The sequence below is a fragment of the Gordonia sp. (in: high G+C Gram-positive bacteria) genome, assembly GCF_047600565.1.
GTDB lineage: Bacteria > Actinomycetota > Actinomycetes > Mycobacteriales > Mycobacteriaceae > Gordonia.
Genome location: NZ_JASGKN010000001.1, coordinates 2,798,410 through 2,822,139, shown reverse-complemented (window position 1 = coordinate 2,822,139; position 23,730 = coordinate 2,798,410). Strand labels below are relative to the sequence as shown.

Here is a 23,730-nt window from a genome sequence, read left to right as displayed (position 1 = left end):
CCCGACGTTACTGGCCGATCCGCGCGTTGTAGTCGGCGCGCGCCTGCGAGTCGGGGTTCAAGAAGATGGTGTCGGTCTTGGTGACCTTGCGCAGCCAGCGCTTCAAGCCTTCGGGGGTGGCGACGGTGGCGTCGACGAATCCCATCCAGCCCGGTGCGGCCACCCGCACCCGCGGCTCCGCGATGATGCCGACCACGCCCGCAGCGACCTGCTCCGGCTTGATCGTCTTCACGAATCGGTTGGTGGCCAGGCCGTCGATCAGACCGGTCTCCGTGAACGTCGGCATCACCGTCGACACCCGCACCCCCTTGGGTGACAGTTCGGCGTCGAGCGCCTCGGAGAACTCGATGACGCCGGCCTTGGCGCCGTTGTAGATGGTCAGACCCGGATTCGGCAGGCGCCCGGCCACCGACGCGACGTTGACGATCTGCCCGTGGCCGCGCGGCACCATCCGGCGGGCGGCTTCCCAGCTGCCCAGCATGACGCCGACCAGATCGATGTCGATGCAGCGGCGGATCAGCGCCTCGTCGTAGGACAGGAAGTCACCGACCGGCATGATGCCGGCATTGTTGATCAGCACGTCGATCGGACCGACCCGCTTCTCCACCTCGTCGAGGAACGCCGAGAACGACGCCGAGTCGGTGACGTCGAGTTCGATGCCCTCCACCCCGAGGTCGGCGGCGGCCTTGCCGACCGCGTCGGCGTCGATGTCACCGATGGCGACCTTGGCCCCGTTCGCGAGGAGCTGGGTGGCGGTCTCGAAACCGATCCCGCGAGCGGCGCCGGTGATCGCGACCACCTTCCCGGCGATGGCGTCGCGCTGCTGCGCGAGACGGCGGTCGGCGCGGTCGCGTCGGGAGAAGGACGGAGGCATCCGGGGTCCTTTCGGCACGCTCGAGGAGCGCGGTCAGTAGATCATCGGGGCGAGGAACTTGGCGGCGAACGCACGCATCGCTTCGGGGCTGCGCTCGGCCTCCTCGGTGAGGGGAACCTCGAGGTACGAGATGACCAGTCGGACATGGATCTGGACGGCGTCGAGCAGATCCTTCTCCGGCATGGCGGCGCCCGCCTCCCGCAGGGTCGCCGCGACCCTGGCGGTCACCATGTCGATGAACAGGGTGCTCATCGTGGCGGTGACGCTGCGGATCTCGTAGTCCTCCAGAACCATCCGATGCAGCAGCGGATCGGAGTTCACCAGGTCGGCGCCCTGCGCAAACGCCTCGACCACCGCGTCGCGCGGCGACAGGCCGTCCACGGCGGTCTCCAGCCGCGCCATCCCGCGTTCGAAGGTGGCGTTCGCCAGCGCGATCAGCAGGTTGTCCTTGCTGGGGAAACGGCGGTACAGCGTCGAGCGGCTCACTCCGGCGGCGGTCGCGATGGCGTCCATGTTGGCCGCCCGCACACCGTTCTCGGTGAACTCGACCGACGCCGCGTCGAGAATGGCCTGTTCCTGCTGCTCCGGGGACGCGGTGACGCGAGCCTTGCGCGCCATCAGCGGCGCACCAGGGTGACGGGAAGGCGATCCTTGGGGACCGGGAGTGCGCTGTAGTCCATCGGCATGTGGTAGCCGGCCGGTACAGACCACTCGAAGTCGCGCAGCATGTGGTGCATGATCGTCTTGATCTCCATCTGACCAAAGTACAACCCGATGCACTTGTGGACTCCACCCCCGAACGGCATCCACGCCATCCGGTGGCCGCGCTGCTCCTGACGGGGCGCCGCGAACCGGTCCGGGTCGAAGACGTCGGGGTTGGTGAAGTACTTGTTGTCCCGGTGATTCGACATCTGCGGGATCACCACCATGGTGCCTTCGGGAATGAAGTGCCCGAGGACCTGCGTGTCCTTGATCGCCATGCGCGGCTGGGCCGGCACGGGCGGACACATGCGCAGCGATTCGTCCATGATGTGCTCGACGGTGGTCAGTTCGGCGAGCTGGTCGTAGTCGAGCATGTCCGGCAGTTCCAGGCTCTGTGCGCGCGCCTTCTCCTGCCAGTCCGGATACTCGGCCATCCGGTAGGTCATCTGGGTGAGGGTGATGGTCGAGGTGTCGTGCGCCGCCATCAGCACGAAGATCATGTGGTTGACGACGTCGTCGTCGCTGAACCGGTTGCCGTGTTCGTCCTCGGCGTGGCAGAGGACCGAGAACAGGTCGGGGGTGACCGTGGCGCGTTTGGCGGCGATGTGTTCGTAGAAGAAGTCTTCGAGCACCTTGCGCGAACGCAGGCCCTTCCACCAGCGGCCGCCAGGTACGGGCTTGCGCACCAGGGCGACGCCGGCGCGGACGGTCTCGATGAACGCCTTGTTGAGGCGGTCGGCTTCGGCCGGTGTCAGGTCGACGCCGAGGAAGATCTCGGCGGCGACGTCGAGGGTGAGCTGCTTGAGCTGGTCCATCATCTTGACTTTGCCGGCGGCGCCGGGAGCCTGCGAGCGGGCCGGGTCGGAGCTGCGCCACTTCGCGACCCGGTCGGCGATCACCGGCTGCATCTCCTCGAAGTAGCCGCGCAGGATCTTCGGGGTGAAGGCCTCCTGCATGATCCGGCGGTGATGTTTGTGCTCGTCGAAGTCCAGGAGCATGACGCCACGGTTGAAGAACGGGCCGATGAAGTAGCTCCATGCGGGGGCGTTGGCGAAGGCCTGGTCTTTGTTGATGAGGATCTGCTGGGCCGCTTCGGCGCCGCTGGCCGACACCATGCGGATGCCGAGAGCGTTCATCGCGAAGACGTCGCCGTACTGGGCACGTCGTTCCGAAGCGAAGTGGAACGGGTCCCGACGCATGGCCAGGATCTCGAGCACACCGTTGCGCTCGCTGACCGGGACCGGCTTCAGGTCGCTGCCGGCGGACGGCTGGGCGAGAAGGGGCGTGGCCATGGTTCCTCCCGAGGTTCATCGCCGCTGTGATCGGCGGCACACCTCTATTGGAACAGATTCTGTCGTTTGTTTCTATAGTTCGAGGTCATTCCATGGTGATGTCGTCCGAGCGACACACATTGTGACTACTGGGCCATGAGGATCGCGTGGCAGCGCCGCAACCGGTCGACCCACCAGGCGGTGCGCTCCTCCGAGGCCAGGGGAAGGTCGTCATCGGGCTGCACCACGCGCGGTGTCACCTGTCCGTGGCGGACGCTGAACGACGGCGCGACGTCCCGCTCGAACAGAGCCCCGGTTCCGAGCCCGCACGCGTGATCGAGCAGTGGAAGAGCCGCCGCAGCCGCGATCGACGACGACATGCCCACCGCCGTATCGAGGGCACTGGAGATGACGACGTCCATCTTCAGCGACGAGTTGAGTGCCAGGACTTTGCGCATGCCGCCGAGCGGCGCCACCTTGAGGACGGCGATGTCGGCGGCGTCGGCCTTCGCGACCAGCAGCGGATCGTCGGCCTTGCGGATCGACTCGTCGGCGGCGATCGGCACGTCCACGACGCGTCGCACGGCGGCGAGCTCTTTGACGGTGGCGCACGGCTGCTCGACGTATTCGACGTCACCGATGGCGGCGATCGCCTCGATCGCGGTCGGCACGTCCCACGCGCCGTTGGCGTCGATGCGCACGTTCGGGATGAGGTCCCGGACCGCGGCCACCCGCTGCACGTCGTCGTCGAGGGTCTGTCCCGGTTCGGCGACCTTCACCTTGGCGGTCGTGGAACCCGGATACCGGGCGAGGATCTCGGCGACCTCCTCCGGCCGAACGGCGGGCACGGTCGCATTGACCGGAACCACGTCGCGCACGGCGGGCGGCGGCCCCTGCCACGCCGCCTCGATGCCTGCGGCCAGCCACTGGGAGGCCTCGACGTCGTCGTACTCGACGAACGGAGAGAACTCCCCCCACCCGGACAGGCCCCGGAACAGCATGGCTTCGCGGACGGTGATCCCGCGGAATCGAGTCCGCATCGGCAGGGCGACCACGACCGCGCTCTCGAGGATGAGGTCGACCGGCGGCAGCTTCGGCTTCGAGGCCCGCACCATGAACGTCGGCATCTCGCCGGTCTTGTTCGGGATGGCGAACGGATTGTTGGCGCCAGGCTGATAGACCATGCGACCAGCCTACTGAGCGATCACCGGCGGTCGAGGGCGTAGCAGATGGCGGCTCCCAGGAGCACCGGCGGAACCCAGTAGATGACGTAGTTGAGCGCGATGATCCAGTGGTTGCCCTCGGTCGGGATCCATACGTAGAACAGTGCGATCTCGAGCAGAGTGATGGCGAGGGCGCCGGCCACCGCGTGGAACCACAGGGTGGCCGGCCGGCCGCGGGCCAGAAGCCAGGCGGCGAGCAGACAGATGCTCACGAGCAACGTGAAGAGCGCCGTCAACGGGGCGTTCAGGCCCTTCGCGACGATCAGCATGATGCCCCACACCGCTCCGACGGCGATCGCGGCGATGCTCATCCGGATCACCCAGGGCCGACGCTCGGCATGCGAGGCGAGCACCGCACACAGAGCGAGCCAGGCGATGCCCGCGATCAGTAGCACCCCGTTGAGAACCTCGTGCCAGGTGATGCCGGTGTGCGAAGCGGCGTCGCGTTCCGCGTCGAACAGGCCGATCAGCATGACGATCGTGTAGCCGAGGACACCGAGGGAACCCCAGACCAGTTCACGGCGGATCGGCCGGCGTCCCGGCTTGCCGGCGGGCGTCGCGGGGTCGTGGGCGACGGGACCGTCGGGATGGTGTTCCGTCGGCTCGGGCAAGCCCGGCGAATCAGTCATGACAGGGAGGTTATCGCGCTCGGCGACAGTACGGGGCCGGTCCCGGCGCCGGGATCAGCCGACGAGTCCGCCCAGCGCCGGAGCCACCGGCACGCACGGAACCCTCCGGTGGTGCGCGGGGTCGAGCGCACCCAGGACCACGGCGACCGATCGCGGCGACGACACGATCGACAGATGATCGGATCGATCGGCCGCGCAGGTGTCCTGCAGCACGATGTTGGTGGTCCGCCGCCCGGGGACGTCACCGTCGGTGTACGGCTCGACGATGCCGTCGTGCCGGGTCATGACGTTCGTGTAGGTGACGCCCGGTGCGTACGGTCCGCCCCCGGCGTTGATCCGATTCATGAACTCGGAGCCGTACTGCTCCTGATTGCATTCGGGGTACGGCCACGCGTCACCGACGCCGAGGGACGTCATGAATGCGAGCGCACTGTTGCAGCCGGAACTGTCCTGACCCTTCCAGTACGGGGCGAGTGACACGTAGTCGTCGACCTGCGACGCCCCGCCCAGGTACTTCACCCAATAGTCGGGCATGAGAGTGCCCTCGGAGTGGCCGACGACATCCACCTTCTGCGCGCCCGTCGCCGCGAGCACGCGGGCGACGAATCGTTTCAGCTGGCCGGCACTCGTCCGCATGTCGATGAATCCGCCGAGCGCGTTCACCGGCCACGACGTGTCGGGCAGCGCCCCGTAGGTCAGCGCGAAGACGCAATACCCGGCGTTGTGCAGTGCGGGGACCATCGTGGCCCAGTTGGTCTGCCGGTTACCGCCGGTGCCGTGCACCAGCACCACCGGATTCGGGTGTGCCGCGCTGGGCGTGCACCGCCAATCGTTGGACCCGGGCAGTGAGCCGCCGGGATGCGCGATCTCGTCCTGGGCACCGGCGAAGAAGTCGTACGGAACCGGCAGGGGCGGTGCAGCCTCCGCGGGTGCGGCAGCCATCGCCGTCAGCAGGCCGACGACCGCCGCGACCGCCACACCGATCCGGCGGATCATGGGCGCGGCCCCATCGGCACGGTCGGCGACATCGGTGCGCGGGGGAAGCCGGGCGCGGCCGGGACGGCGCCGGCCGGAGGTGTGCCCTGCTTCGGACCGACCATCCGGTCGAGCGCGACGGCCAGCCACGCCCACGCGACACCGACCACGGCGTAGGGCACGTCGATCAGCAGGAAGACCTTGAGGATGTAGACGACGATGTTCGGCTTCTCACCGAACGAGAGGTCGTCGAAGTGGAACAGCAGCCAGAACGACGCCATCGCCGGAATCACCAGGATCAGCGGGACCAGTGACCGGCGACGGCCCACGATCCAGGCGGACAGGAGGAGGCCGAAGCTGAGTGTGCAGGTGGTTTCGGCGATGAGGAGATAGTGCTCGAAGATGAACGACACCGAGGCCGCGGTCATCAGGATTCGCGCGGCCGCCCAGATCCCGTAGACGACGACACCCGCGACGCCGAGCCCGGCGACCGCCGACCGCCGGGCCGGCTCGCTCGCCTTGACGGCGGCGACGGCGACGCACACGACGGCGATCAGGGCGAAGACCTGACCGACCGGCTGTACCCAGCCGCCGCGGAGGAAGCCGGTGGTCAGACCGACCCCGTAGACGACGTCGCCGATGAACTGGGCGATGAGCATGCCGGCGATGCCGGCCGTTCCCCACACGAGGCCGCGGCGCGCGCGATCGGCCACGGTCGCCGCGGTCTGCGGTGGGAGTCCGGGCGCACCGTACGGCGGGTACGGGGTGTATCCGGCGGGCACGGGAGGCCGGCCGTACGCGGCCGGCGCACCGTACGGGGGCTGCGGAGCCGGGTAGGGCGCGGCCTGCTGCCGGTGCCCCGCCGGCCACGGCGGCGGGGTCGGTCCCTGCGGATACGTCACGGCACAACCCTAGACCGGGGACGGCGGCTGCACCCAGCGGTTCCGTCGCCGGACGATAGTTTGGAACATAACAAGTCATATGTTTCAAACTCGCGTATGCTGTGCCCATGACCACCGAGATCTCGTTCGAGAACGGAGTCCGCGAAGCGGAACCGTCGATCATCGACGACGTCGACTCGCTACCGCTGCGCCTCGGCGCGGACTCCCTGCTGTGGAAGTTCGCCGGGGACTCCCGGATGATCCTCGGGTTCCAGCGGCTCGCGGGCACCGAGAACTGCATCGAGCAGCTCGCCAAGGGCGTCGAGGACCATTCGGTGATCTTCGCCGACTTCCTCGGACGCGCCCGCCGCACCGGCCCACCGGTGATGCGCACCATCTACTCCGACGATCCCTACAAGTGGGGTCGCATGGTGCGCGACTTCCACCGCGACATCAAGGGCACCATCTCCGACGGATCGCGGTACCACGCCCTCAACCCCGAGCTCTTCTACTGGGCCCACGCCACCTTCGTCGATCAGGCCATCTACATCACCGACACGTTCATCCGCCGCCTCTCCTACGAAGAGAAGGTGCAGATGTTCGAGGAGTCCAAGATCTGGTATCAGCTGTACGGGGTCAGCCCGCGCAGCCAGCCGCAGACCTACGACGAGTTCTGCGCGTACTGGAAGGACATGTGCGGCAAGTTCACCCCGAACCGCACCATCGTCTACGCGACCGGCTACATCCGTCAGGGCTTTCCCCGGCCGCACGGTGTGCCCGAACCCGTCTGGAAGGTCGCGTCGGCCCCTCTGAACCGGTTCATCCGGACGGTGATCGTCGGCACCCTGCCGCAGGAGATGAGGGACGTCTGCGACCTGGAGTGGGACGACCGCCGTCAGCGCTCGTTCGATCGGTTCGCCCGGTTCATGCGGACGATGAACCCCGTCTTCAACCGGCTGCCGCTCACGGCGCTGTACGTGCCGTGGGCCCACGAGGGCTGGGCACGCGTGGGGGTGGATCCCCGCCGGCTCCACAACCGCCGGGACTCCTGAGGCCGATCAGGGTTCCCGGACGATCGGGCACGTCATGCAGTGCCCGCCGCCGCGTCCACGCCCGAGTTCGGCGCCGACGATCTCGATCACCTCGATGCCCTCCTTCCGGAGCAAGGCATTGGTGTACGTGTTCCGGTCGTAGGCGAACACGACCCCGGGTTCGACGGCCACCAGGTTGTTGCCGGAGTCCCACTGCTGACGTTCGGAGTCGTATTCGCTGCCGCCGGCCTCCACCACGCGCAGGACGTCCAGCCCGAGCGCGGCACGGACCACCTCGGTGAACGGTTCGCCGTCGTGTGTGATGACGTCGAAGCCGGGCGACCGGTCGGACGGCACGAGAGTGAACGCGACGATGGCGTCGACGATCTTCGGATACACGGTCACCAGGTCGCGGTCGCCGAAGGTGAACACGGTGTCCAGATGCATGGCGGCGCGCAGCCGCGGCATGCCGGCCACGATCACCCTGGACGCCGCCCCCGCCCGGAACAGTTCGACGGCCACCTGGGAGATCGCCTGCCGCGAGCTGCGCTCGCTCATCCCGATCAGCACCACACCGTCGCCGGCGATCTGCACGTCGCCGCCTTCGAGGGTTGCCGCACCCCACGATCGTTCCGGGTCGCCCCACCACACGTGAGCGCCGGCGAAGTCCGGATGGAAGTCGTAGACGGCCTTCATGAGGAGGGTTTCGTCGCGGCGGGCCGGCCAGTACAGCGGATTCAGCGTGACGCCGCCGTAGATCCAGCAGGTGGTGTCGCGGGTGTACAGCATGTTCGGCAGCGGCGGCATCAGGTACTCGTTGACGCCGGCCGACTCGGTGACCAGCGACAGGTATCCGGGCCGCGAATCGGCGGGCAGGTCCCGCGTCGACATGCCGCCGATCAGGAGCCTCGCCAGGTCCGCGGGCGCCAACTCGTCCAGGTAGGCGCGCGTCGGCTCGATCAGACCGAGACCGACGCGGTCGGCGACGATCTTGAGGTCCAGCAGCCAGGTCCGGGCGGCCGGATCGTTCATGGTCTCGGCGAGCAGCTGATGCAGCTCGATCACCTCGACGTCGCGCTCACGCAGCTTGGCCACGAAGTCGCGGTGGTCCTTCTTCGCGTTCTCCACCCACATGACGTCGTCGAACAACAGGTCCGCGGCGTTGGACGGCGTCAGCCGCTCGTGGGCCAGACCCGGCTCGCACACCAGGACTTTGCGCAGGCGCCCGACCTCGGACCGGACTCCGTGGGCGGGCACCGTCTCGGTGTTCGACGTCATGGGGCCGAACCTACCCCGACGACCCGGGTGATGCCGGTCTCTTCCCAGGTCATTCGATTGGTCGGCGTCGTGACCGTTCCGTTACCCTTGCTCTTCGTGAAGAGAGTCGGCGCACTGGTGGGCATCGCGCTCATCGGGCTCGGCGCCGGGCTCACGGCACTCGAGCGCCTCGGCCCCGCCGACGCCGCCTCGACCGGCACCACCCGCCCGTGCACCAAGGTCGGGTTGGTCGGCGACAGCAAGAGCGACTACCGGATCGGCGCACGCCTGACCATTGAGCACGAGCTCGTCGCGCACGGACTGCCGTACTACATGACCACGTCCGGCGGACGCAGCATCCGCCAGGCGGGCGGCGGCACCGACCGGTGGACCGGCGACGGCCTGCAGAGCGCGGCACTGGCCAAGGCGGCCGGCGCCGACTGCTTCCTGATCGCCCTCGGCGGCAACGACGCGGCGTTCACGCACGGCGACCGCCGGTTGATGGCCGCCGACATCGACGCCATGCTGCGCACGATCGGTCCGGAGCATCGGGTCGACTGGATCACCAGCAGCAGCCGCCTGGCGGCCGGTCCGTTCTCGGACCGGAACATCCGCAAGTTCTCGCAGGAACTCGACCGGGCGGCCCGGACGTGGCCGAATCTGGACGTCAACCACTGGGAACGCGTACCCGAGTCCGCACCCGGTTGGTGGAGCCCGGACGGCCTGCATCTGCGGTCGGGCAATGCCGCCCGGGGACGCTACGTGGTCGACTCGCTGTTCATCGACGGGTCCCGCTAGACGTCGCTAGAAGTCTCCCCGCCCCCCTGTCCCGTATAGCGTCGTTCGACGCTCACACGGCAACGAGGACGCTCAGCCGGGGAGACCGGGTCACGGCGCGAGGTGCCCGGCGACGACGGCATTGAACTCGCGAGGCCGATCGCGGTGCACGCTGTGCCCGGAGTCGACGACCGTGAACTCGCCACGGGGCAGCGCCTCCGCCAGACTCCGCAGGTGGCGCGTCGGCAGAAAGCTGCGCTCACCGCCCGACACGACCACGGTCGGCGACTCCACCGCGGCGAGCGCCTCCCACCATCCGGGGTCCGCCTGCCGGAACTGGGCGTTGACGGCGTCGGGCAGCACCCGATCGAATCGCAGGTACGGCTGTGGGTTGACGGCGAGGGCCCGCAGACCGCGGAGCCGTTCCGGCAGGTCTGCGGCGGGCCTGATCTCTTCGGCCACATCGGCGGCGTCGCGCGGCATGGGCGGCGGTTCCTCGAGAACCATCCTGCGCACCCGGTCGGGCGCGCCCATCGCGAACCGCAGCGACGCATGGGCTCCGAGGGAGTGCGCGACGACGTCCACCCGCTCCGTGCCGAGCCCGTCGAGCACGAACCCGAGGTCGTCGGCGAAGTCGTCGAGCCGGTACTGCCGGGCGTGCTGACTGACGCCGTGGCCACGCAGGTCGACGGCGAACACCGTGCGGCCGTCCAGTGCTCCGGCGACCGTCCGCCACGTGGAGTGATCGCCGCCCATGCCGTGCACCAGCAGCACCGGCGGGAGATGGTCATCGGCCCGGTGGACCCGGACCGCCAGATCCGGATTCCGCCCCTCACGCCTCAACACCCGCACGACCACCACTCTAGAGCCGCCCCTCCCCTGTCCCTACTCCCCCGTATAGCGTCGCTCGACGCCTCCACGACAACGAGGCGCGCTATACGGGGCAGTAGGGACAAAAAGGGGAGGCGCAGGGGGACGAAAATGCGGGGAGGGTCACGCAGACAGAAACGGCGCCCACCCCGAAGGGTGGGCGCCGTTTCAGCGCTGAAACCTAGATCACTTGATGATCTTGGTGACGCGGCCGGCACCAACGGTGCGGCCACCCTCGCGGATAGCGAAGCGCAGGCCCTCGTCCATGGCGACCGGCTGGATGAGCTTGACAGTCATCTCGGTGTTGTCGCCCGGCATGACCATCTCGGTGCCCTCGGGGAGGGTCACGACGCCGGTCACGTCCGTGGTGCGGAAGTAGAACTGCGGACGGTAGTTGTTGAAGAACGGGGTGTGACGGCCGCCCTCGTCCTTGGACAGGATGTACGCCTGGCCCTCGAACTCGGTGTGCGGGGTCGTGGTGCCCGGCTTCACGATGACCTGGCCGCGCTCGACGTCCTCACGCTTCAGGCCGCGGAGCAGCAGACCGGCGTTGTCGCCTGCCTGAGCCTCGTCCAGAAGCTTGTGGAACATCTCGATGCCGGTGACGGTCGTCTTCTGCGATTCCTCGCGGATACCGACGATCTCGACCTCGTCGTTGACGTTGATCTGGCCGCGCTCCACACGACCGGTCACGACGGTGCCGCGGCCGGTGATGGTGAAGACGTCCTCGACGGGCATCAGGAACGGCTTGTCGGTCTCGCGGACCGGATCCGGGATCGAGTCGTCCACAGCCTGCATCAGGTCCTCGATGGACTTGACCCACTTGGGGTCGCCCTCGAGGGCCTTCAGAGCCGAGATCGGGATGACCGGAGCGTCCTCGTCGAACTCCTGGGCGCCCAGCAGCTCGCGGACCTCCATCTCGACGAGCTCCATGATCTCCTCGTCGTCCACCATGTCGGCCTTGTTCAGGGCGACCAGGATGTACGGAACGCCGACCTGGCGCGCGAGCAGCACGTGCTCACGGGTCTGCGGCATCGGGCCGTCGGTGGCGGCCACGACCAGGATCGCGCCGTCCATCTGGGCGGCACCGGTGATCATGTTCTTGATGTAGTCGGCGTGACCCGGAGCGTCGACGTGAGCGTAGTGACGCTTCTCCGTCTCGTACTCGACGTGGGAGATGTTGATCGTGATACCACGAGCCTTCTCCTCCGGAGCCTTATCGATCTGATCGAAAGCGAAGCTCTCGTTCAGGTCCGGGTACTTGTCGGCCAGCACCTTGGTGATGGCGGCCGTGGTGGTGGTCTTGCCGTGGTCGACGTGACCGATGGTGCCGATGTTCACGTGCGGCTTGGTCCGCTCGAACTTCGCCTTCGCCACTTGTGTCCTCCTGGACTCATGCTGCCGAGTCGTTCCCGGCAGGGGTTTGGGTGTTTACAGTTTATGCGCCGAAGCGCGGGCCGCTTAAGCGGGCCGGAGAGCGCTTACTCTCCGGTCGCCTTGGCGATGATCTCCTTCGACACGTTCGCGGGAACCTCCGCGTACGAATCGAAGACCATGGAGTAGTTCGCACGGCCCTGAGTCTTCGACCGAAGGTCTCCGATGTAGCCGAACATCTCCGACAGCGGCACCTGAGCCTTCACGACTCGCGCACCACTGCGCTCCTCCATGGCCTGGATCTGGCCACGGCGGGAGTTCAGGTCGCCGATGACGTCGCCCATGTAGTCCTCCGGAGTCGTGACCTCGACGGCCATGATCGGCTCCAGAATGACGGGCTGAGCCATGCGCGCGGCCTCCTTGAGGGCCTGAGCGCCGGCGATCTTGAAGGCCATCTCCGAGGAGTCGACGTCGTGGTACTGACCGTCGAGCAGAGTGACCTTCAGGTTGACCAGCGGGTAGCCGGCCAGCACACCGTATTGCATCGCGTCCTGCGCACCGGCATCCACCGAAGGGATGTACTCGCGCGGGACTCGACCACCGGTGACGGCGTTGTCGAACTCGTAGGTGGCGCCGTCCTCGGCGTCCACCAGCGGCTCGAGCTTGATGATGACCTTCGCGAACTGGCCCGAGCCACCCGTCTGCTTCTTGTGGGTGTACTCGTGCTTGTCGACGGCCTTGCGGATGGTCTCGCGGTAGGCCACCTGCGGCTTACCGACGTTCGCCTCGACCTTGAACTCGCGCTTCATGCGGTCCACGAGGATGTCGAGGTGCAGCTCGCCCATGCCGCCGATGACGGTCTGGCCGGTCTCCTCGTCCAGGTTGACGGTGAAGGTCGGGTCCTCTTCGGCGAGCTTCTGGATCGCGGTGCCCAGCTTCTCCTGGTCGGCCTTGGTCTTCGGCTCGATGGAGACGTTGATGACCGGGTCCGGGAAGGTCATGGACTCCAGGACGATCGGATGCGCCGGATCGCAGAGGGTGTCGCCGGTGGTGGTGTCCTTGAGGCCGATCATCGCGTAGATGTGGCCGGCCACCGCGTCATCGACGGGCATCTCCTTGTTGGCGTGCATTTGGAAGAGCTTGCCGATGCGCTCCTTCTTGCCCTTGGTCGCGTTGAGCACCTGGGTGCCCGGATCGACCTTGCCCGAGTAGACGCGGACGAAGGTGAGCTTGCCGAAGAACGGGTGCGCGGCGATCTTGAACGCCAGCGCCGAGAACGGCTCGGAGGCATCCGGCTTGCGCGTGATGATCTCTTCTTCGTTGCCGGGGGCGTGGCCCTCGATCTCGCCGATGTCCAGCGGGCTCGGCAGGTAGTCGACGACGGCGTCAAGCATGGGCTGAACGCCCTTGTTCTTGAACGCCGAGCCGCACAGCACCGGGTAGATCTCCGAGTTGACGGTCATCTTGCGGATGGCGCCCTTGATCTCGTCGACCGAGAGCTCTTCACCGGCGAAGTACTTCTCCATCAGAGCCTCGTCGGACTCCGCGACGGTCTCGAGCAGCTTCTCGCGGTACTCGGCGGCCTTGTCCTTGAGATCGTCCGGGATCTCTTCGATGGTCGGCTCGGCGCCGATCTCGACGGTGCCACGCCAGGTGATGGCGTTCATGTTGATCAGGTCGACGACGCCGTCGAAGGCATCCTCGGCACCGATCGGGAGCTGCATCACCAGCGGCTTGGCGCCCAGGCGATCGATGATCGTCTGCACGGTGAAGTAGAAGTCCGCGCCCATCTTGTCCATCTTGTTGACGAAGCAGATGCGGGGGACGTCGTACTTGGTGGCCTGGCGCCAGACCTGCTCGGACTGGGGCTCGACGCCTTCCTTGCCGTCGAAGACGGCGACGGCGCCGTCGAGCACGCGGAGGGCGCGCTCGACCTCGACGGTGAAGTCGACGTGGCCGGGGGTGTCGATGACGTTGATCTGGTTGCCGTTCCAGAAGCAGGTCACGGCGGCGGAGGTGATGGTGATACCACGCTCCTTCTCCTGCTCCATCCAGTCGGTGGTCGACGCACCGTCGTGGGTCTCACCGATCTTGTAGTTGACACCCGTGTAGTACAGGATGCGCTCGGTGGTGGTGGTCTTACCGGCATCGATGTGCGCCATGATGCCGATGTTGCGGACCTTGGTGAGGTCGTTCAGCACTTCCTGTGCCACGGGATTCCCTTCGGGAGATTCTGAAGTCTGTGGGTGTGCGGCGGAGCGGCGACCGGATGGTCTTCGCGGTTCCGCCGACGCGGCCGGTGGCCCTGCGAAAGGCTAGCCAGCGGGCCGGCCTTTCGCAGGGTTGGTCACCAGCGGTAGTGAGCGAAGGCGCGGTTGGCCTCAGCCATCTTGTGGGTGTCTTCGCGACGCTTGACCGACGCGCCCAGGCCGTTGGAGGCATCCAGGAGCTCGTTGGCCAGGCGCTCGACCATGGTCTTCTCGCGACGCTGACGCGAGAAGGTCACCAGCCAGCGGAGCGCGAGGGTGTTCGCGCGGCCCGGCTTGACCTCGACCGGCACCTGGTAGGTGGCGCCGCCGACGCGGCGGCTCTTCACCTCGAGGGTCGGCTTCACGTTGTCCAGCGCCCGCTTGAGGGTGATGACCGGATCGGTGCCGGTCTTCTCACGGGTCTGCTCGAGCGCGCCGTAGACGATGCGCTCGGCGGTCGACTTCTTGCCGTCCAGCAGGATCTTGTTCACCAGCTGGGTGACGAGGGTCGAACCGTAGACCGGGTCGTTGACGAGGGGGCGCTTGGGAGCGGGTCCTTTACGAGGCATGACTTAGCTTCCCTTCTTGGCGCCGTAGCGGCTGCGGGCCTGCTTGCGGTCCTTGACACCCTGGGTGTCGAGCGAGCCGCGGATGATGCGGTAACGAACACCGGGGAGGTCCTTCACACGACCACCGCGCACGAGCACCATCGAGTGCTCCTGGAGGTTGTGACCCTCGCCCGGGATGTAGGCGGTGACCTCGACGCCACTGGTCAGGCGCACACGGGCGACCTTTCGCAGAGCGGAGTTCGGCTTCTTCGGGGTGGTGGTGTACACGCGGGTGCACACGCCACGGCGCTGAGGGCTGCCCTTCAGCGCTGCGGTCTTCTTGACCGAAGTCTTGTCCTGACGGCCCTTACGGACCAGCTGATTGATAGTCGGCACTGAGTTCTTTCTCTCTTCCGACCGGCCCCTTGCCGGTCTTCTCCTGGTCGTCGCGGTTTGTGCTCCGGGCAAGCGTCCCTCACCGCTTCACGGTGAGTTCAGAATCCGCAACTCGCCCCACCAGCACGTTCATGCTGGTCAGTGGGAGATCGTGCACCCGAGGTCGGGCGTGTCGTACACACCGTTCTCTCCCACGATTCCCCTGCTTCACGGCCGGCGTGCCGGACGTCGAGCAGGCAGCATCCAGCCACGCTGAACACCAGCGACGTACTCTACCGGCCGGATTTCGACAGGTCAAAACCGTTGACAGCCCTCTGGAGCGGTGGAGCGGAAAACGATTGGCGCCTGCGTCGAGACGCCTGCCACGATGACCGTCGTGTCCACTCCCCTGTCCCGTCCGCGCGCCGGTGCACTGGTGCTGTCCGCGATCATCGTCTTCTCGCTGTCGCTGCGCACCGCGGTCACCTCGATGTCGCCGTTGCTGACCCGTATCTCGCGCGATCTGGACTTCGGGTCGGTGGTGATCGGCATCCTCGGCATGCTGGCGACGCTGATGTTCGGTCTGGCGGGTCTGGTCGGTCCGGCCCTGGGCCGACGGTTCGGCCTCGAGGCGGCGGCGCTCGGTGCGGTCGTCGCGACCGCCCTGGGCATCGGTCTGCGGGCGCTGTCCCCGAACGCCTGGGTGCTGATCGTCTTGTCCGCGCTGGCCCTGTTCGGCATGGGTCTGGGCAACGTGCTGATCCCGCCGCTGGTGAAGCGCTACTTCGGGGTGCGGATCGCGGCGGTCAGCACCGCATACATCGTGTGCGTGCAGATGGGCACCATGGTGCCGGCGGCGCTGGCCGTTCCGGTGGCCGATGCGCACGGCTGGCGGATCTCGCTGGCGATGTGGGCGATCATCCCGATCGTCGCGCTGCCGCTCTGGACCGCCGTCGCCCTGCGGCGTCGCGCCGACGTGTCGGACGGCGACGCCGAGCCGACTCCGCCGCGCCTGCCGGTGTGGCGGTCACCGATCGCGTGGGGCCTGACACTGATGTTCGGCATGACGTCGTTGATGACCTATTCGCTGTTCACCTGGCTGCCGAAGGTGCTGACCGATGCCGGGGGCAGTGAGGCGCTCGGCGGCAACGCGGTCGCCGTGTTCGCCGGGATCGGGGTCGCGGCGACCGTGATCGCCCCGTGGCTGTGCATGCGGTTCGCCAATCCGTTCGGCTTCGTCGTCGTGTTCGCGGCGTGCATGATCGCCGGGATCGCCGGGCTGTGGCTGGCTCCGCTGTCGGCTCCGCTGCTGTGGGCGTTGCTCGCCGGTCTGGGCGTCACGCAGTTCCCGATGGCACTGACCCTCATCAACCTGCGCAGCCGGTCGAGCGCGGGGTCGTCGTCGCTGTCCGGCTTCGGGCAGGGCCTCGGTTATCTGCTGGCCTGCCTGGGCCCGCTGCTGTTCGGCATCCTCCACGACGCGACGGGTGGCTGGACCGCACCCTTCGCCTTCCTCACGCTCGCCTGCGGCGTCATGCTGGTGGGCGCGTGGGCCATCTGCCGTCCCCGGATCCTCGAAGACGACCTCGCCGCCCGGGACCACACGCTCGCCTGACTTCCGTGGGGATATTGAGCTCCCTCGGCTCAACTCGATCCCCCAGGTCACGATTCCGTGAGACAGTTGACCCATATCGTTCCAATCCTGAGCGGGCGCCGAACGAGGGGGCGAGATGAACGGACCGGTGGATCACCTGCCGCAGCGTCGTGTCATCGCGGCCTCCTGGCAACGGACCGCCATGACCGGACTGTCCCGGCAGGACGACCCCGATCCCCGGATCGCGGACATCACCGAAGCCGATCCCCTGCTGGATGCGGCGGCACCGGTGCTCGCGCACGCCGAGTCGCTGCTGAACGACACCGACACCGCCCTGCTGCTGGTGGACCACGAGTGCCGCCTGGTCGCACGGGTCAGTGGTGATCGCGGCCTGACGCGCGCCCTGGATGCCGCCGGCCTGGTTCCGGGAGCCCTGACCGACGAAGACACCCTCGGTACCAGCGGGCTGGGAACGGTGGCCGAGGTGCGTGGCGCGGTGACCATCCACAGCGCCGAGCACTATCTGGAGAAGTTCACGTCGCTGAGCTGCTACGGCCAGCCGATCATCCACCCGACGACCAACCGGCTGGCCGGGGTGCTCTGCCTGACGGAGGTGTCCGGTCAGGCCAGTCCCCTGTCGGCACCGGTCGTCCGGAGCCTGGTCGACGGCGTGACCGACCGGCTGCGGCGCCGCTCGCACGCCGACCAGCACGCGCTGCTGTCGGCGTTCGAGCGGGCGACGACGCGACGTGGCGAGGCCGTCGCCGTGCTGGGCACCGATCTGCAGCTGACCAATGCGAAGGCGGCACGACTCCTCAGCGATGCCGATCTCGGCACTCTGGCCATGCTGACCGACGAGCCGCACGACTCGGTGATCCGGATGACCCTGACCTCGGGACTGCCCGCCGAGGTGGTGGTCGAGCGCGTTCCGGGGGTGGCGCACGGCGCCCTCTTCGCCCTCCGGCCGGCACCGGCACCGACGACGGCGGCGGCATCGGTCCCGACCGAACCGGTGGCGGCGAGCCTGGCGATCACCGGTGAGCCGGGTTCCGGACGGACCACGCAGGCGCTCGACGTCGTCGGCGAGCGTCCGCACCGGATCCTCGACGTGGCGGCCGCACTGCTGGCCGGCGGGCCGGTGGACGTCGCGGCCGAGCTCCGAGCCTCTCGTTCCGCCGGCGAGGTGTTGATCGTCGACGGCGCCGACCTCCTCGACGACCGCGCACTGTCGCTGCTGACCGCCGCCGCCGGATCGTCGACCGATCCGCTGATCGTGATCACCGGCCGCCCGGACGACGCCCGCCCCGGCGTCGGCGCCCTCACCGCGCGCTGTCGCCGGCGGATCGACGTCCCCCCGCTCCGCCAACGGTCCGGCGAACTGGCGGCGGTCGCGCAGGGATTCCTGAACGGAGCGGCGCCGGGCCTGATCCTGTCGTCCGAGGCGGTCGATGCCCTGGCCAGTCAGGAGTGGCCGGGCAATCTGTCCGAGCTCGGCCAGGTGCTGACCGACGCGGTCGCGTCGGCGCTGGCCCGCGATGCCCGCTCGGTGGGCGTCGCCGATCTGCCGCCCCGTTACCGCTCGTCGACCCGGGCGGCCCGACTGTCCGGACGTGAGCGCGCCGAACGTCAGGCGATCATCGAGGCGCTGGCGTCGTGCCGGGGCAACAAGAAGCGGGCGGCCGAGGCGTTGGGCGTCAGCCGGACCACGCTGTACTCACGGATCCGCGCACTCGGCGTCCACGGGTGACACCGGTCCCCGACCGCGAATTGGAACAAGCCCACCGGTCGATTCGGGGGAAAACCGGCCGGTGGGCCTGCAAGACATCTCGGAACGCGCGAGCGGGCAGCGCTGCGAGATGCGGTCCAGCGTGTAGATGTGTCTCGCGCCACACCTGCACATAACCTTTATCGCACGGGACCAAGGTCCCGGAATGTCCAAGAACTGGACACTTCGGTCAGCCCACGACCTCTTCGACGAGCTCCTCGTACTGCTCGGCGTTGAGCTCGTGGCTCGCCGGTGCGGCCGGCGTCCCGTCGTGCGCCGCCTTCCGTCGTTCGTAGACGGCCGCCGCGGCCACCAGAACACCGGCGCCGATCACCCAGCCGAACACCTTCCACAGGTCGGCGGCGATCCCGACGTTCGGGAAGTACATCAGATTGCGGGCGGCCTCGTTGTAGCCCGCGCCCAGCCAGAAGTCGTGCAGGGCGGCGAAGAACCGCGGCTGCAGTTCGGGTGCGTAGACCCCGCCGGACGAGGTGAAGTTGAGGGCCACGAACAGTGTGACGGTCACCAGTGTGGTGAAGCGCCCGATGATGATGTGCAGGCCGGCGACGGTCAGGATGACCGCCAGCGTGTACGGGATGCCCAGGCCGAAGATCGCCCAGCCGGCACTCAGCAGCGCGTGGTAGACGAACGCCGCGATACCGGTGACGACGGCCGGCACCACCACCGAGAAGACGCCGATGAAGGCGAGGCGCACCCAGATGGACCGGCCACCTGCGGCCACGGCGATCGCCAGGCCGGCGCCGTACGCACCGACGGTGAGCGCGACCATCAGGAAGAAGATGCCTCCTCCGGCGGGGTCGTGCTCGGCGTCCGACGGCACGACGTCGACCACGTGCAGCACCTGGTTCTTCGCCGAGGCGACCTGACCGAAGGAGCGCTGCAGGATAGTGGCGGTGGCATCTCCGGCGGCGGTCGACACGTACAGCGTCTGCTCGGTGGGCGTCATCGCGACGGCACCGGCGAGGTCGCGGTGCTCGATGGCGGACTTCGCCGACTCGACACTCGGCGTGATCCCCACCTGGAAATGGTCGCCCGCCTGCTCGGCGACGGCCCCGGCCACGGCCTGGGCGGTCTGCCCGGATCCGATGACGTCGACGCGCACGGCGTGCGGGTCCGGCTTGTGGAAGCCGCCGAGGTAGCAGAGAGCCATGGACACTCCGATCATGACGGCCACGAGGACGTGGGCGGTGATCGTCTTCGCCGGCAGGGCCGGTGTGAGCTGTGCGGACATGCAGGGAGCCTTTCGTTCGGAAACCGTGTCAGTTGCATACTGCAACCGAGATAGTCAGTTGTACTGTGAAACTCATGAGTAGGCAAGAATCGGGCGTGTCCGGCATCCCCCTCAGCGTCGAACGCGAACTGGTTCAGCTGTCCCGCCGGCTCCGCAACGGCGCCAGCGACATCCACCGCGAACGCGGGCTCACCTTCGTCGAATACTCACTGCTCGCGCTCATCGACGACCACCCCGGAATCGGCGGCGCCGAGATCGCCGAGCGCGCCCGGATCGACAAGTCCACCGCCAGCCGCCAGATCACCGCGCTCACATCCCGGGGCCTCGTCGACCGCCGGCGCGACGCCGACGAACCCCGGGCCCAGAGACTCCACCTCACCGAGGACGGGAGAGACCTGCTCGACGTCATCCGCGACGCCAGCTCTGCGGCGATTCAGGAACGGCTCACCGGATGGCCGGACGACGACGTCGCCGTGTTCGCCCGCCTGCTGCACCGGTTCAACAACGCCGGCGACTGAGGTTCCGCCAGAAAGTGGCGCCCTTGGCGCCTCCGGGGGCAATCTGCCCCCGGTCGGCCCCCTACCGCCACTGTTTGGCGGTAGTCGGTCGTGCGAGCGTCAGTCGGCGACCGAGTGCGGGAGCTTCACCGAACCGGGCGCCACCGTCGCGGGCCGCGACGGGGGTGGCACCATAGGACCGCAGTTCCCGTCCGGGGCATCGTCCAGATCGACGACGACCGGCGCGTGATCGCTGGGCTTGGTGCCCTTGCGCGCCTTCCGGTCGACCCAGGCGGCCTGCACACGCGAGGCGACCGGATCTCCCGCCACGATCAGGTCGATCCGCATGCCGAGGTCCTTGTGGAACATGCCGGCGCGGTAGTCCCAGTACGAGTAGATCCGCTCGTCCGGCCAGTGGTCGCGCACCACGTCCCGCATACCGAGGTCGAGCAGCCCGGCCAGTTCGGCGCGTTCCGCAGGTGTCACGTGAGTGTGGCCTTGCAGGGCGGTGGGGTCGAAGACGTCGGCGTCGGCCGGAATGATGTTGAAGTCGCCGCACACCATCGTGTCGGCGGCCTCGCCGTTCACCGCGGCGCGCAGCTTGTCGAGCCAGGCCAGCTTGTAGCGGTAGTGGTCCGAATCCACCTCGCGGCCGTTGGGCACGTACACCGAATGGATCCGGACCCCGCCGCAGACCGCGGAGACCGCACGACCCTCCGGTGGGCCTGCCGGGTCCGGGAATCCCGGGGCACCGGGAAAGGCGACCCGGACGTCGTCGAGGCCCACCTTCGACAGGATCGCGACACCGTTCCACTGCCCCTGCCCGGCATGCGCGAACTCGTAGCCGCGGGCGGCGAGTTCGTCGCCGAGTTCGGCGGCGAACGTCTCGTCGGACACCTTCGTCTCCTGCAGGCAGACGACGTCCGGTGACCGTTCGTCGAGCCACGGCAGCAGCCGGGGAATCCGTTGCCGCACCGAGTTCACGTTCCAGGTCACCACGCGCATGACGCCAGAATAGAGTGGCGCCATGACCGAGACCGCGTGGGCCGTGCTCTACATCCTGCTGATGGGCACGGTGATCGTCGGCCTCGACTTCGCATTTCTGCGCGACCGGTTCTGGGCGCGTCTGGCGACCAATGTGGCGATCGTGCTGTGTTCGCGGCCGGCTATTTCCTGATCTTCCGGAACTGATCGGCGCCCGCGGTCAGCGGACGACCGCGTCGGCGACCAGGCGCCCGATGGCGCGGGCTCCACCACGGGTCATGTGGTACGGGATCGCACCGCCCCGGGAGGCCTCGCCGGCGAACCAGGCGCTGCCGCCCGCACAGACGCCGTGCGCACCGGCGTACCGCTGAACGTCGACGTAGGTGGCGCCGATGGACCCGGCGAGCCGCGCCTCGATGGTGTTGGCCCGGTCGTAGAGACCCCCGAGCCAGGCGGCGTCCGCGTCGCTCATCGGCAGCGAACGACGGCAGGCCTTCGCGCCACCGGGGATGAGACCTCCCGGACCGAGCACCACGATCTGCGCATGGGGATACTGGCGGCGAACCGCATGCAGCGCCGCGGCCACCTGGTTCCGCATGAACGCGACGCGGTAGTTCGCGCGACGGACGAGGCTCCGGTTGGACCGGCACTTGCGGTCGCGGCGCTTACTCAGGCAGTGGTAGCGGATCCGCCCCAGATCGAGGTCGTTGTGGCCGGTGGACACGGTGACCAGCGTCGCGTCACGGGGCGCCTCACTGAGCTGCACGGGGTTGAACTTGCGGCCGACCACCTGCATGTTGTGCCAGATCTCGGCGGATGTCGCCCCGCCACAGGCCACGTTCACGAATCGGCGCGCGTGAACGATCCGGGACGCGACGGCCGGGTAGGCGCCCTTCGAGCGCTTGCACTGGGGGTCGATCTCGTCGCCCAGACCGCGCGGATCGGTGAAGGCGCCGGCCGCGCGGGAGTCACCCAACGCCACGAAAGTGCCTCCGCGGTAGGGCTGCGGTGCGGCGTCGGCGTACGCCGGAACGAGGGCGCCGACCAGGGTCAGCAGAGCCAGCAGCAGGGCCGGCAGCGCGAACTTGCGCAAGGGGGGGATCCTTCATCGGGGGGGGTAGTCCGCGATGAACCTTACGGTCCGGTCAGGAAACCCGCCGAACCGAGACTGACAATTCGGCGGTTCGGATGTCACCCGATGCGGGGGTCAGGCCAGAGCGGCCTTCAGCTGGTCCACCCAGGTGCCCACGACCACCGCGCGGCGAGCGGAGTCGTCGGACAGGGTGTCGGCCAGACCGAGGCCGCGCGCGAGGTCGAGCGTCAGCTGCGACAACCGTTTCGCATCGGGGTGCACCCCGTCCGGATCGAGTGCCTTGAGAGTGAGCTTGTAGGCCGAGCGGCCGAGCTTGGCCTCCAGCGGCAGGATCGCCTGCCGCAGGTTCTCGTCGGAGGCCGCCGCGGCCCACACCTGCAGCGCCGCCTTGAACGGGGTTCCGGTGTAGATGCCGACGGCGCGATCGACGACGATCGCGATCCGTTCGGGTCCCTCCGGCAGATCGACGAGCTCCCGATCGGCTTCGTCGGTCATCTCCTGAAACATCTGCTCGAGTACGGCGGTGATCAACGACTCGCGCGTCGGGAAGTGATGCTGCGCTGCGCCCCGCGAGACCCCGGCGGCCTCGGCCACCACGCTCACGGTCGTCGCCGACCACCCGTGGGTGGCCAGCATGTCGACGGTGGCGCTCAGCAGCGCCTCCCGCGTGAGGCGGGAACGCTCCTGCTGGGGGGCGCGGGCCGCGGTCATGCGCGGCTCGCGTCCCAGGACGGCCTGGACTTCGACAGGAACGCGGTCATTCCTTCGCGAGCGTCGTCGGACCCGAACAACGCCATCGATTCGGCGGCACGCGCAGCGGCGGCGTCGTCGAATCCGTCGAGGAGTGACGCGGTGGTCAGCTTCTTCGACGCGGCCAGGCCCTGCGGTGACGCTTTTCGCACGCCCTCCAGGATCGCATCCAGTTCTGCGGCCACCCCGGCGGCATCCTCGGGTGCGGCCGTGAGGAGTCCTGCCGCGACGGCGGTGGGGGCGTCGAACTTCTCGCCGGTGAGGAAGTACCGGCCGACGGCGCGCGCAGTCATCTTCGGCAGCAGCACCACCGAGATGATCGACGGTGCCAGACCGAGGCGCGATTCAGTGAGCGCGAACGTCGACGACGGTCCGGCGATCGCGATATCCGCGGCACCGACCAGTCCGAACCCGCCGGCCCGGACATGGCCGTCGATCACCGCGATCACCGGTTTGGACAGTTCCAGGATCGACTTGATCAGCCCGGAGATGGTGCTGCCCACCTCGGCGGTCGCCTCTTCCGGGGTGAGACCCCGGGTGAGTGCCTCCCCCAGGTCGGCGCCGGCGCAGAACGTGCCGCCGCTGTGGGTGAGCACCACCGCGCGCACCGCGGGGTCGGCGGCGGCCGCGTCGATCGCTGCCCGCAGCTGCGCGACCAGCGTGGAGCTCAACGCGTTGCGGTTGGCCGGCGAGTCGAGGGTGATCGTGGTGATCGCCGCGTCGGTCGAGGTGCGGACCAGGGTGTCGGTCATGGCGGCC

The 23,730-nt window shown here is 68.2% G+C and carries 24 protein-coding genes; 6 read left to right on the top strand and 18 right to left on the bottom strand.

Features of this window, described 5'->3' with window-relative positions; translation table 11 throughout:
- Positions 1–7: 7 nt before the first annotated feature.
- From QM774_RS13745 to QM774_RS13715, 7 genes are all read right to left on the bottom strand, one after another.
- Positions 8–874, bottom strand: coding sequence for an SDR family oxidoreductase (locus QM774_RS13745; RefSeq protein ID WP_414976410.1), 867 nt, complete (start codon positions 872–874; stop codon positions 8–10).
- Positions 875–907: 33 nt separating this feature from the next.
- The gene (locus QM774_RS13740; RefSeq protein ID WP_414976409.1) at positions 908–1,492 is read right to left on the bottom strand and encodes a TetR/AcrR family transcriptional regulator; all 585 of its coding nucleotides are present in this window, start codon (positions 1,490–1,492) and stop codon (positions 908–910) included.
- Positions 1,492–2,868: a cytochrome P450 gene (locus QM774_RS13735; RefSeq protein WP_414976408.1), complete on the bottom strand. Its 1,377-nt coding sequence runs from the start codon at positions 2,866–2,868 to the stop codon at positions 1,492–1,494. The genes QM774_RS13740 and QM774_RS13735 overlap by 1 nt, the downstream gene beginning before the upstream one ends.
- Before the next feature lie 125 nt (positions 2,869–2,993).
- Positions 2,994–3,974: an o-succinylbenzoate synthase gene (locus QM774_RS13730; protein ID WP_414976666.1), complete on the bottom strand. Its 981-nt coding sequence runs from the start codon at positions 3,972–3,974 to the stop codon at positions 2,994–2,996.
- Positions 3,975–4,051: 77 nt separating this feature from the next.
- Complete coding sequence (locus tag QM774_RS13725) at positions 4,052–4,699, bottom strand: hypothetical protein (RefSeq protein WP_414976407.1); 648 nt, start codon at positions 4,697–4,699, stop codon at positions 4,052–4,054.
- A 54-nt stretch (positions 4,700–4,753) separates the two neighbouring features.
- Positions 4,754–5,695, bottom strand: coding sequence for an esterase/lipase family protein (locus QM774_RS13720; protein WP_414976406.1), 942 nt, complete (start codon positions 5,693–5,695; stop codon positions 4,754–4,756).
- The gene (locus QM774_RS13715; protein ID WP_414976405.1) at positions 5,692–6,576 is read right to left on the bottom strand and encodes a hypothetical protein; all 885 of its coding nucleotides are present in this window, start codon (positions 6,574–6,576) and stop codon (positions 5,692–5,694) included. Before QM774_RS13715 ends, QM774_RS13720 begins: the two co-directional genes overlap by 4 nt.
- A 107-nt stretch (positions 6,577–6,683) precedes the next feature.
- On the opposite strand from QM774_RS13715, the gene QM774_RS13710 reads away from it, so the two are divergent.
- Positions 6,684–7,607, top strand: a complete 924-nt coding sequence (locus tag QM774_RS13710; RefSeq protein WP_414976404.1) for an oxygenase MpaB family protein — start codon at positions 6,684–6,686, stop codon at positions 7,605–7,607.
- A 6-nt stretch (positions 7,608–7,613) separates the two neighbouring features.
- Here the strand turns inward: QM774_RS13710 and QM774_RS13705 are convergent, their stop codons facing one another.
- Positions 7,614–8,864 (bottom strand): arginine deiminase, encoded by a 1,251-nt coding sequence (locus QM774_RS13705; protein WP_414976403.1) that lies wholly within the window; start codon positions 8,862–8,864, stop codon positions 7,614–7,616.
- A gap of 96 nt (positions 8,865–8,960) precedes the next feature.
- Between QM774_RS13705 and QM774_RS13700 the strand changes: the two genes are divergently transcribed.
- Complete coding sequence (locus tag QM774_RS13700) at positions 8,961–9,641, top strand: hypothetical protein (RefSeq protein ID WP_414976402.1); 681 nt, start codon at positions 8,961–8,963, stop codon at positions 9,639–9,641.
- A 90-nt stretch (positions 9,642–9,731) separates the two neighbouring features.
- On the opposite strand, the gene QM774_RS13695 is transcribed toward QM774_RS13700, so the two are convergent.
- The 5 genes from QM774_RS13695 to rpsL all read right to left on the bottom strand — a co-directional run bounded on the left by QM774_RS13695 (position 9,732) and on the right by rpsL (position 15,057).
- On the bottom strand, positions 9,732–10,472 hold the full coding sequence (locus QM774_RS13695) for an alpha/beta fold hydrolase (RefSeq protein ID WP_414976401.1): 741 nt from the start codon (positions 10,470–10,472) through the stop codon (positions 9,732–9,734).
- A gap of 204 nt (positions 10,473–10,676) precedes the next feature.
- On the bottom strand, positions 10,677–11,867 hold the full coding sequence (gene tuf, locus QM774_RS13690; protein WP_414976400.1) for an elongation factor Tu: 1,191 nt from the start codon (positions 11,865–11,867) through the stop codon (positions 10,677–10,679).
- Positions 11,868–11,971: 104 nt separating this feature from the next.
- Entirely contained in the window at positions 11,972–14,077 is a 2,106-nt protein-coding gene (fusA, locus tag QM774_RS13685; RefSeq protein ID WP_414976399.1) for an elongation factor G, read from the bottom strand.
- Positions 14,078–14,211: 134 nt separating this feature from the next.
- The gene (rpsG, locus tag QM774_RS13680; RefSeq protein WP_414976398.1) at positions 14,212–14,682 is read right to left on the bottom strand and encodes a 30S ribosomal protein S7; all 471 of its coding nucleotides are present in this window, start codon (positions 14,680–14,682) and stop codon (positions 14,212–14,214) included.
- Positions 14,683–14,685: 3 nt separating this feature from the next.
- Positions 14,686–15,057, bottom strand: a complete 372-nt coding sequence (gene rpsL / locus QM774_RS13675; protein ID WP_414976397.1) for a 30S ribosomal protein S12 — start codon at positions 15,055–15,057, stop codon at positions 14,686–14,688.
- Positions 15,058–15,424: 367 nt separating this feature from the next.
- Between rpsL and QM774_RS13670 the strand changes: the two genes are divergently transcribed.
- The gene (locus QM774_RS13670; RefSeq protein WP_414976396.1) at positions 15,425–16,651 is read left to right on the top strand and encodes a CynX/NimT family MFS transporter; all 1,227 of its coding nucleotides are present in this window, start codon (positions 15,425–15,427) and stop codon (positions 16,649–16,651) included.
- A gap of 115 nt (positions 16,652–16,766) precedes the next feature.
- A complete protein-coding gene (locus tag QM774_RS13665) occupies positions 16,767–18,377 on the top strand; it encodes a sigma-54-dependent Fis family transcriptional regulator (RefSeq protein WP_414976395.1) in 1,611 nt (536 codons plus the stop codon).
- Positions 18,378–18,585: 208 nt separating this feature from the next.
- Here QM774_RS13665 and QM774_RS13660 read toward each other — a convergent pair whose 3' ends face one another.
- Positions 18,586–19,647 carry a hypothetical protein gene (locus tag QM774_RS13660; RefSeq protein WP_414976394.1) on the bottom strand — a complete coding sequence of 354 codons (1,062 nt, stop codon included), beginning with the start codon at positions 19,645–19,647 and terminating at the stop codon, positions 18,586–18,588.
- Positions 19,648–19,721: 74 nt separating this feature from the next.
- Here QM774_RS13660 and QM774_RS13655 point away from each other — a divergent pair, with 74 nt between their 5' ends.
- Positions 19,722–20,165 (top strand): MarR family winged helix-turn-helix transcriptional regulator, encoded by a 444-nt coding sequence (locus tag QM774_RS13655; protein WP_414976393.1) that lies wholly within the window; start codon positions 19,722–19,724, stop codon positions 20,163–20,165.
- A 99-nt stretch (positions 20,166–20,264) separates the two neighbouring features.
- On the opposite strand, the gene QM774_RS13650 is transcribed toward QM774_RS13655, so the two are convergent.
- Entirely contained in the window at positions 20,265–21,149 is an 885-nt protein-coding gene (locus QM774_RS13650; RefSeq protein ID WP_414976392.1) for an exodeoxyribonuclease III, read from the bottom strand.
- 22 nt (positions 21,150–21,171) lie between these two features.
- Between QM774_RS13650 and QM774_RS13645 the strand changes: the two genes are divergently transcribed.
- Positions 21,172–21,321 carry a hypothetical protein gene (locus tag QM774_RS13645; protein WP_414976391.1) on the top strand — a complete coding sequence of 50 codons (150 nt, stop codon included), beginning with the start codon at positions 21,172–21,174 and terminating at the stop codon, positions 21,319–21,321.
- Between the two features lie 27 nt (positions 21,322–21,348).
- Here QM774_RS13645 and QM774_RS13640 read toward each other — a convergent pair whose 3' ends face one another.
- The 3 genes from QM774_RS13640 to QM774_RS13630 form a co-directional block, all read right to left on the bottom strand.
- Positions 21,349–22,221 carry an SGNH/GDSL hydrolase family protein gene (locus QM774_RS13640; RefSeq protein WP_414976390.1) on the bottom strand — a complete coding sequence of 291 codons (873 nt, stop codon included), beginning with the start codon at positions 22,219–22,221 and terminating at the stop codon, positions 21,349–21,351.
- A 114-nt stretch (positions 22,222–22,335) separates the two neighbouring features.
- Positions 22,336–22,932 carry a TetR/AcrR family transcriptional regulator gene (locus QM774_RS13635; RefSeq protein ID WP_414976389.1) on the bottom strand — a complete coding sequence of 199 codons (597 nt, stop codon included), beginning with the start codon at positions 22,930–22,932 and terminating at the stop codon, positions 22,336–22,338.
- Entirely contained in the window at positions 22,929–23,723 is a 795-nt protein-coding gene (locus tag QM774_RS13630; RefSeq protein ID WP_414976388.1) for an enoyl-CoA hydratase family protein, read from the bottom strand. Before QM774_RS13630 ends, QM774_RS13635 begins: the two co-directional genes overlap by 4 nt.
- Positions 23,724–23,730: the final 7 nt, after the last annotated feature.

Excerpts from the sequence above, each read along its gene's own strand:
- rpsG (WP_414976398.1), bottom strand. The coding sequence starts at position 14,682 with ATGCCTCGTAAAGGACCCGCTCCCAAGCGCCCCCTCGTCAACGACCCG.
- QM774_RS13720 (WP_414976406.1), bottom strand. The coding sequence starts at position 5,695 with ATGATCCGCCGGATCGGTGTGGCGGTCGCGGCGGTCGTCGGCCTGCTG.
- QM774_RS13730 (WP_414976666.1), bottom strand. The coding sequence starts at position 3,974 with ATGCCGACGTTCATGGTGCGGGCCTCGAAGCCGAAGCTGCCGCCGGTC.
- QM774_RS13745 (WP_414976410.1), bottom strand. The coding sequence starts at position 874 with ATGCCTCCGTCCTTCTCCCGACGCGACCGCGCCGACCGCCGTCTCGCG.
- QM774_RS13635 (WP_414976389.1), bottom strand. The coding sequence starts at position 22,932 with ATGACCGCGGCCCGCGCCCCCCAGCAGGAGCGTTCCCGCCTCACGCGG.
- QM774_RS13660 (WP_414976394.1), bottom strand. The coding sequence starts at position 19,647 with ATGTCCGCACAGCTCACACCGGCCCTGCCGGCGAAGACGATCACCGCC.
- QM774_RS13650 (WP_414976392.1), bottom strand. The coding sequence starts at position 21,149 with ATGCGCGTGGTGACCTGGAACGTGAACTCGGTGCGGCAACGGATTCCC.
- QM774_RS13665 (WP_414976395.1), top strand. The coding sequence starts at position 16,767 with ATGAACGGACCGGTGGATCACCTGCCGCAGCGTCGTGTCATCGCGGCC.
- QM774_RS13735 (WP_414976408.1), bottom strand. The coding sequence starts at position 2,868 with ATGGCCACGCCCCTTCTCGCCCAGCCGTCCGCCGGCAGCGACCTGAAG.
- QM774_RS13705 (WP_414976403.1), bottom strand. The coding sequence starts at position 8,864 with ATGACGTCGAACACCGAGACGGTGCCCGCCCACGGAGTCCGGTCCGAG.
- QM774_RS13740 (WP_414976409.1), bottom strand. The coding sequence starts at position 1,492 with ATGGCGCGCAAGGCTCGCGTCACCGCGTCCCCGGAGCAGCAGGAACAG.
- QM774_RS13645 (WP_414976391.1), top strand. The coding sequence starts at position 21,172 with ATGACCGAGACCGCGTGGGCCGTGCTCTACATCCTGCTGATGGGCACG.
- QM774_RS13670 (WP_414976396.1), top strand. The coding sequence starts at position 15,425 with ATGACCGTCGTGTCCACTCCCCTGTCCCGTCCGCGCGCCGGTGCACTG.
- QM774_RS13710 (WP_414976404.1), top strand. The coding sequence starts at position 6,684 with ATGACCACCGAGATCTCGTTCGAGAACGGAGTCCGCGAAGCGGAACCG.
- QM774_RS13655 (WP_414976393.1), top strand. The coding sequence starts at position 19,722 with ATGAGTAGGCAAGAATCGGGCGTGTCCGGCATCCCCCTCAGCGTCGAA.
- QM774_RS13725 (WP_414976407.1), bottom strand. The coding sequence starts at position 4,699 with ATGACTGATTCGCCGGGCTTGCCCGAGCCGACGGAACACCATCCCGAC.
- QM774_RS13630 (WP_414976388.1), bottom strand. The coding sequence starts at position 23,723 with ATGACCGACACCCTGGTCCGCACCTCGACCGACGCGGCGATCACCACG.